Source organism: Solirhodobacter olei (assembly GCF_004010155.1).
GTDB classification, from domain to species: Bacteria; Pseudomonadota; Alphaproteobacteria; order Rhodobacterales; family Rhodobacteraceae; genus Solirhodobacter; species Solirhodobacter olei.
The window spans coordinates 1-368 of record NZ_RRYH01000109.1 but is presented as its reverse complement, the minus strand read 5'-3'; the positions used below and the strand labels follow the sequence as shown (position 1 = coordinate 368).

Below are 368 nucleotides of genomic sequence, written 5' to 3'. Positions count from 1 at the left end.
GCCACGGCGGACTGGCGGGCGATGGTCGCCGATCCGGCGATCGATGTCGTCAGCATCACCGCGCCCAACGCCCTGCACAAGGAGATGGCGCTCGCCGCCATCGCCGCAGGCAAGCATGTCTATTGCGAAAAGCCGCTGGCGCCGCTGGCCGCCGACGCGCGGGAGATGGCCGAGGCGGCAGAGGCGGCAGGCGTGAAGACCCAGGTGGGCTTCAACTATCTCTGCAACCCGATGCTGGGCCTCGCGCGGGAGATGATTGCGGCGGGCGAGCTGGGAGAGATCCGAGGCTACCGTGGGCTGCATGCCGAGGATTACATGGCGGACGCCACCGCCCCCTACGGGTTCCGCCACGATCCGGCGGGCGGCGG

Annotated in this window: 1 protein-coding gene; it reads left to right on the top strand. The window is 70.1% G+C overall.

What is annotated here, in order from left to right; genetic code table 11:
• The coding region (locus EIP85_RS22655) for a Gfo/Idh/MocA family protein (RefSeq protein WP_164871879.1) at positions 1–368 on the top strand (368 nt) is incomplete at both ends.